Below are 6,654 nucleotides of genomic sequence, written 5' to 3'. Positions count from 1 at the left end.
CCCCCGACCGGGGGCGCCCTCTCGGCGTACGCACCGCTCTTTACGGCTCGAACTTGTAGCCCAGGCCGCGGACCGTCACCAGGTAGCGCGGAGCGCCCGGGTCGGGTTCGATCTTGGCGCGGAGGCGCTTGACGTGGACGTCGAGGGTCTTGGTGTCGCCGACGTAGTCGGCGCCCCAGACGCGGTCGATGAGCTGCATGCGGGTGAGGACGCGGCCCGCGTTGCGCAGCAGCATCTCCAGGAGGTCGAACTCCTTCAGGGGGAGGTCGACCTTGCCGCCGCCGACCGTCACCACGTGGCGGTCGACGTCCATGCGGACCGGGCCGGCCTCCAGGGCCGCCGGGGTGACCTCCTCCGGCTCGCCGCGCCGGCGCAGCACCGCGCGGATGCGGGCGACCAGCTCGCGCGAGGAGAAGGGCTTCGTCACGTAGTCGTCGGCTCCTATCTCCAGCCCGACGACCTTGTCGATCTCGCTGTCCTTCGCGGTCACCATGATGACCGGGACGTTGGAGCGCCCCCGCAGCTGCCGGCAGACCTCCGTGCCGGGCAGGCCCGGCAGCATCAGGTCGAGGAGGACGAGATCCGCTCCGTTGCGCTCGAACTCGTCGAGTCCGTCGGGGCCGGTCGCCGCCACGGCGACCTCGAAGCCCTCCTTGCGGAGCATGTACGACAGGGCGTCGCTGAAGGATTCCTCATCCTCGACGACAAGGACTCGGGTCACGGAAGGACCTCCGGTGCGGGAAGCGGTTCGGTCATGAGATCGGGGGTGAGGGAGGCGGGGGTCCTGCGGTCCCGTGCGGAGCCCGCCTCGGGCAGCCGCAGGGTGAAGGTGGAGCCCTGACCCTCGGTGCTCCACACCGTGACCTCTCCGCCGTGCGAGGCGGCCACGTGCTTGACGATCGCGAGCCCGAGCCCCGTACCGCCGGTGGCACGCGAGCGTGCCGGGTCGACGCGGTAGAAGCGTTCGAAGATCCGCTCGCGGTCCTTTTCCGGGATGCCGATGCCCTGGTCGGTCACGGCTATCTCGATGAGGTCCCCGCCGGGGGCCGCGACGCGGCGGGCGGCGATGCCCACGCGGGTCCGGGCCGGCGAGTAGTTGACGGCGTTCTCGACCAGGTTGCCGAGGGCGGCGGCCAGCTGGCCCCGGCTGCCCCAGACGAACAGGTCGGCCGCGCCGCCCTCCCGCCTCCCGCCGGCACCCTGGTCGAGCCCTTCGGGCACCCATACGTTCGAGGCCATGGTGATCTGCTTGGTGGAGGCCGGGTGGCGCGAGCGGTCGATCGCCTCGGCGACCAGCTCGTCCACGGAGACCGGCTCGGAGTCCTCCAGCGGGTCGTCGTTCTGCACCCGCGAGAGGTCGATGAGCTCCTGGACCAGGTTGGTCAGCCGGGTCGCCTCGATCTGCATCCGGCCCGCGAAGCGCATGACGGCCTCGGGGTCGTCCGAGGCGTCCATGACGGCCTCGGAGAGCAGGGAGAGCGCCCCGACCGGGGTCTTCAGCTCGTGGCTCACGTTCGCGACGAAGTCGCGCCGTACCGCTTCGATACGACGGGCCTCCGTCAGGTCCTCGACCAGGAGCAGCACGAGCCGGGAACCCAGCGGGGCGACCCGCGCGGAGACCGCGAGGGCCTCGCCGCGGCCGCCGCCGCGCCGGGGCAGGTCCAGCTCGACCTGTCGTATCTCCCCGTCCCTGCGGGTGTCGCGGGCCATGTTGAGCATCGGCTCCACGGCCAGCTTCCCGCCGCGGACGAGCCCGAGGGCGTACGCCGCCGAGCTGGCCTTCACCACGGAGTCGCTCTCGTCGAGCACGACCGCGGAGGAGCGCAGCACGGAGAGCACGGTGTCGACGCCGGGCGGCAGCACGGCGTCGGTGTGCAGGGAGGTACGAGTGGGTCGCGCCTGGTCGCGTTCGCTCCAGCGGAACGCCAGCATGGCGATCACGCCGGTGCACACGCCGGCGATCGCTGCCAATGCGGCGACCGCCGCGTTCACGTCCATGCCATCCAGGTTATGCGTGGTCACGGGCACTCTCCCAGCCGTCCGAGTGGCTGCTCGAACACTCGTCGCTCAGAGTTCACCCTGGGGACGGTGCCGGTTCATTTGGCCCGGGCGGGACGGGGGCCCGCGTCGCCCAGAGTTCACCTTGAGGCCAGAGGCGGTTCACGCGAGGGGATGGAGCCGGACGCACAGGGGGCCGAACGTGGGAGCGTGGGGGCCGGAGCGACCATCCCCCGAAGAAGCGAAGGCACCCCCGGAGAGAGGGACATCCATGCGGGACGCGTACCACGAGGAACTTGACTCGATCGGCGAGGGCCTGGTCGAGATGGCCCGCCTGGTCGGATCGGCGATCGGACGCGCCACCACGGCGATGCTCGACGCGGACCTGAAGCTCGCGGAGAGCGTGATCGCCGCGGACCAGAAGGTCGACGACCTCCAGCACGACCTGGAGGCGCGGGCGATCGCGCTGCTCGCGCGCCAGCAGCCGGTGGCGACGGACCTGCGGATCGTGGTCACCTCGCTGCGGATGAGCGCCGACCTGGAGCGCTCCGGCGACCTGGCCCAGCACGTGGCCAAGCTGACCCGGCTGCGCTTTCCGGACCGCGCGGTCCCGAACGACCTGCACGCGACCATCCTCCAGATGGGACAGCTGGCGCAGCGCCTGATGGCGAAGGCCGCCGAGGTCATCATCACCAAGGACGTCGACCTGGCGATGCAGCTGGAGCAGGACGACGACGAGATGGACCTGCTCCACCGGGCGCTCTTCCAGCACCTGATGGACGACCGGTGGAAGCACGGCATCGAGACGGCCGTGGACGTGACGCTGCTGGGCCGCTACTACGAGCGGTTCGCCGACCACGCGGTGTCCGTGGCGAAGCGCGTCGTCTACCTGGTGACGGGCGAGCACGCGGACGAGCTCCAGCCGCAGGACACCCCGGTCGAGGGCGTGTAGGGCACACGGGCTCACCGGCGTACCGAGGGGGGCGCACGGACGCGAGGGGCTTCCGTGCGCCGTTGATGCGCCGGTCCCGCTGGGCATGCAATGGGGAAGAGGGACGATCCGCGTCCCGTGAGGGAGGGACCCCATGGCCGATTCCCCCAGCACGACCGAGACCGCGGCACAGGCCCCGCGCGAGCGGACGCACCTGCCCGTCCTGGGCGCCTGCGGCTGCGGCTCGGGCTGCGGCTGCGGCTGCCAGTCGGGCGCGCCGTGCCAGTGCGGCGGCTGCTCGGGCTGACGTGCGGAAGAGGGGAGGGGCGACAGAAGGCCCCTCCCCTTTCTCGCCGGCCGAGGAGGACCCTTCTCACAGGCCGAGGCCCCTCTTACCGGCCGAGGACCCCTCTCACAGGCCGAGTACGCCGACGGTCTGCCCGCCGCTCGTCTCGCCGGTGGTACGGAACCCGAGCCGGCGGTAGAACTCCCCGGGCCCGTCCTCGCCGGGCTCCCAGGTCACGTACATCTCCCCGGCCCCGCGCCGGCGCAGCTCCTCGGCGACGGCCTCGACGGCGAAGCGGCCGTACCCCGCGCCCTGCGCGTCGGCGGAGATGTTCAGCCGCCACAGTCCGCTGCGCCGGTCGGCGGGGTCCTTCTCCTCGTTCCAGACGATGTCGAGGAAGGCCATGACGAAGCCGACGAGCCGGTCGCCGTCGAGGATCAGCCGGGGCCAGGCGGTCTCCCCGTACGCGTACGCCTCGGCCAGCGACTTCACGACGGGCGCGACGTTCTTCTCCTGGTGGGGGTGGACCCGCAGGGCGAGGGCGGCGTCGACGGTGGCGGGGGTGACCCGCTCCAGGCGCGGTGATCGTGTCATGGACAGGACGGTAGCGCCCGCTCGGCCCGGCTCACCTCGAATTACCGTCGGTTACCCCTGGGCAGGCCGCCCCTCCGCCCGACAGAATTACGGCCATGCCCTCCGCGCGAGCGACCCTCCTGACAGCGGCAGCGGCCGGTGCCGCCGTCCTGCTGCTCGCGGGCTGCACCACGACGCCCGCCGGCCTGGCGGGCGTGTCGGTGGCGGAGGACGGCACGCCGCTCGGCGTCCTCCTGATGTGCCACGACCACGTGGACGGGGCGATGCTCTACCCCGACGACGTACCGAAGGAGTCCCGGGAGATCACCGCCGACTGGCGCCACGACGGCCCGGTCACCGGCTTCACCTCCTGGCCCCTGATGCAGACCGCGGGCTCGCCCGAGGCCGAGCGCTGGACCCCGGAGACCCGGACCGCCCGTCTGGAGAAGGGCCGCAGCTACCGCCTCGCGGGCTGGACCGAGGACGGCTCCTGGTCGGCCACCCCGGTCAGCTTCACCCCGGAGGACCTGACCCGGCTGAAGCCCGGCCAGGTCCGCTACACCCTCGACGACGAGATCCGCGTCTCGTCCCTGGACGACTTCCGCGACCGGGCCTGCGACGAGGCGGCGGGCGGAGCCCAGGAACACTGACCGGGGCCGCGCCCGACGGCGCCCGGCGTCCCGGTGGACGTCCCGGCGGGGGTCCCCGGCCGGGGCGAGCGGAGAATCGTCCCGTACGGGACGCGTACGTGCCTTGTACACGCCTCGTACAACCCTTCGGCCCGGACGGGAGTCTCAGGAACCGACGCCAGCAGGATCGGGCGTCGATTCGATTTCCCCGGGAGGAACCTTTGATGCGCAGATTCACGACCCGACGGGGTGTCTCCGCCGCGATCACCACGGTCCTGGCCGCCACGCTCGGCGCGGGCGCCCTGTCCGTCCCGGCCACCGCCGCCCCCCTGCCCGCCGCCGTGTCGGCCGAGGCGGGGACGGAGACGGCACCCGTCGCGTACCCGGCGAGCGGGGTCTTCACCGCCGCAGGAAAGACCGGCTTCCTGGCCCACGCGTGGCTGGACGGCAAGCGCCAGTACCAGTGGACCCGGTTCGCGGACGGCGCGACCACCCTCGTCGACTCCCCGGTGGCCGACGCCACCGGGACGGACGTGATCATGACCGGGAAGGGGTCGAACCCCGCCCGGTCCCTGGTCCTGCAGCTCCGCGACATGGCCCCCGGCGGCGGCACGATCACGATGGACCTCCGCCCGCTGAACGCGACCTACGTGAAGGCCGTCTCCAAGGACACGATCCTGGCGCAGGTGACGAAGGCGGACGGCTCCGTGGAGCTGCACCTGGTCACCAGCGCCGGCGGCACCCTCACCCAGCGGCCGGTCGAGGGCGTCCCTGCCGCCGCCGAGTACCTCTCCTCCACTCCGGCGCGGGACGGCTCGGTCCTGCTCTCGTACTACCTGAAGGACGGGACGTCGCGGCAGGGCAAGCTCTCCGTGGTGGACCTCGCCGCCGCCAAGGTGGTCTCCACCCATGACACCGGCGCCTCCGGCCTCGGTCAGCCCGCGTTCTCCGCCACGCACCTGAGCTGGGAGAACGGCGGCAAGGCCTACGTCATCGACCGGGCCACCGGCGTGAAGACCGTGACCGACTTCGGCATCCCCGAATGGGACGAGAGCAGCATGGTCACCGGCCTGCTGGGCTCGTGGCAGCTGTACGGGTCCTGGGGGACCCTGGAGGGAGACGGCACGGGCAACCCGCAGGAGCTGACTCCGTTCACCGCGAAGTCCCTGACCTCGGGTCGGACGGTCAAGCTCCTCGACTACGTCTACTGGGACGTCAAGCCCGGACCCGACAACACGGTGTTCGTGCGCGGCGGCTCCGTCGAGCACGGCGACGGGCTCTACCGGATCTCCCTCGGCGCGGACGGCCTGCCGACCGCCGAGCTGGTCGCCGACACCGGGCTCCCGGTGGCGCTCCAGTACCTCGGCGCGCAGATCCCGCAGCCGTTCGACACGACCTCCCCGGTCCCCCTCAAGTGGAAGCTGTCGCGGGAGAACGCGGACGTCGACCTGCGGATCACCCACCGCGCGACCGGCAAGTCGTTCTCGAAGACGCTGCACCTCTACAGCGAGTCCGCCGGCAGCCCGTACTACTACGGCGGCAACGTCTTCGGGGTCACCTGGGCGGACATCGCGGCCGAGTCCCAGATGGGCAAGGACGCGGCGGCCGGAACCTACGACTGGTCGTTCACGGCCCACCCGCAGAACGGTGTCGGCCCGGACCTGGAGGCCTCCGGCAGCTTCACCGCCGCCAAGGGCGTCTCCTCCCCGCACGACCTCAACTGGAACGGCAGCCCGGACCTGCTGGTCCGTGACACCGCGGGCGTGCTGTGGCAGCTCGACAGCGAGTACGACGCCACCAAGAAGACCCTCGTGACGAGGTACTCGGCCGGCCAGATCGGCCCCGGCTGGAACACCTACGACCGGATCGAGACCATCGGCGGCGTCGGCGGCGGCGCGGCCGACTTCGTCGCCCGGGACAAGAACGGCTATCTGTGGCTGTACGACGTCACCGGCAGCGGCTACGGGGCGAAGATCGCGGCCCGCAAGCAGATCGGCGGCGGGTGGAACACGTACACCCAGATGTCCGGCGGCGGCGATCTGACCGGTGACGGTCGCCCCGACCTGGTCGCCGTCGACAAGGCCGGCGCCCTGTGGCTCTACAAGGGCACCGGGAACGTCGCCGCTCCGTTCGCCGCGCGGCAGAAGATCGGCACCGGCGGCTGGGGGATCTACAACCAGATCACCGCCACCGGCAACATCGGCGGCGCCGCCGCCGGCGACCTGGTCGCCCGCGAC

The 6,654-nt window shown here is 71.9% G+C and carries 7 protein-coding genes; 4 read left to right on the top strand and 3 right to left on the bottom strand.

Translation table 11 applies throughout. The features are described from left to right. Window positions 1-40: 40 nt before the first annotated feature. A complete protein-coding gene (locus tag ACFQ8C_RS36075) occupies window positions 41-721 on the bottom strand; it encodes a response regulator transcription factor (RefSeq protein WP_188271409.1) in 681 nt (226 codons plus the stop codon). Beyond that, window positions 718-1,998, bottom strand: coding sequence for a sensor histidine kinase (locus tag ACFQ8C_RS36070; RefSeq protein WP_383466068.1), 1,281 nt, complete (start codon window positions 1,996-1,998; stop codon window positions 718-720). The genes ACFQ8C_RS36075 and ACFQ8C_RS36070 overlap by 4 nt, the downstream gene beginning before the upstream one ends. Before the next feature lie 271 nt (window positions 1,999-2,269). Between ACFQ8C_RS36070 and phoU the strand changes: the two genes are divergently transcribed. Continuing rightward, a complete protein-coding gene (gene phoU / locus ACFQ8C_RS36065) occupies window positions 2,270-2,950 on the top strand; it encodes a phosphate signaling complex protein PhoU (protein WP_383466066.1) in 681 nt (226 codons plus the stop codon). Between the two features lie 133 nt (window positions 2,951-3,083). Next, complete coding sequence (locus tag ACFQ8C_RS36060; RefSeq protein ID WP_383466064.1) at window positions 3,084-3,236, top strand: hypothetical protein; 153 nt, start codon at window positions 3,084-3,086, stop codon at window positions 3,234-3,236. A gap of 105 nt (window positions 3,237-3,341) precedes the next feature. Here ACFQ8C_RS36060 and ACFQ8C_RS36055 read toward each other — a convergent pair whose 3' ends face one another. Then, window positions 3,342-3,809, bottom strand: a complete 468-nt coding sequence (locus ACFQ8C_RS36055; RefSeq protein WP_383466062.1) for a GNAT family N-acetyltransferase — start codon at window positions 3,807-3,809, stop codon at window positions 3,342-3,344. A 95-nt stretch (window positions 3,810-3,904) separates the two neighbouring features. Between ACFQ8C_RS36055 and ACFQ8C_RS36050 the strand changes: the two genes are divergently transcribed. Then, window positions 3,905-4,438 (top strand): hypothetical protein, encoded by a 534-nt coding sequence (locus ACFQ8C_RS36050; protein ID WP_383466060.1) that lies wholly within the window; start codon window positions 3,905-3,907, stop codon window positions 4,436-4,438. Window positions 4,439-4,641: 203 nt separating this feature from the next. Further along, window positions 4,642-6,654: hypothetical protein (locus ACFQ8C_RS36045; RefSeq protein WP_383466058.1), on the top strand; the 2,013-nt coding region annotated here is incomplete at its 3' end.

It is taken from the genome of Streptomyces sp. NPDC056503 (assembly GCF_042794995.1).
Lineage (GTDB): Bacteria > Actinomycetota > Actinomycetes > Streptomycetales > Streptomycetaceae > Streptomyces.
This window is presented reverse-complemented; position numbering and strand designations above follow the sequence as displayed.

Coding starts and splice junctions, on each gene's coding strand:
- ACFQ8C_RS36070 (WP_383466068.1), bottom strand. CDS start 1,998: ATGGACGTGAACGCGGCGGTCGCCGCATTGGCAGCGATCGCCGGCGTG.
- phoU (WP_383466066.1), top strand. CDS start 2,270: ATGCGGGACGCGTACCACGAGGAACTTGACTCGATCGGCGAGGGCCTG.
- ACFQ8C_RS36060 (WP_383466064.1), top strand. CDS start 3,084: ATGGCCGATTCCCCCAGCACGACCGAGACCGCGGCACAGGCCCCGCGC.
- ACFQ8C_RS36055 (WP_383466062.1), bottom strand. CDS start 3,809: ATGACACGATCACCGCGCCTGGAGCGGGTCACCCCCGCCACCGTCGAC.
- ACFQ8C_RS36050 (WP_383466060.1), top strand. CDS start 3,905: ATGCCCTCCGCGCGAGCGACCCTCCTGACAGCGGCAGCGGCCGGTGCC.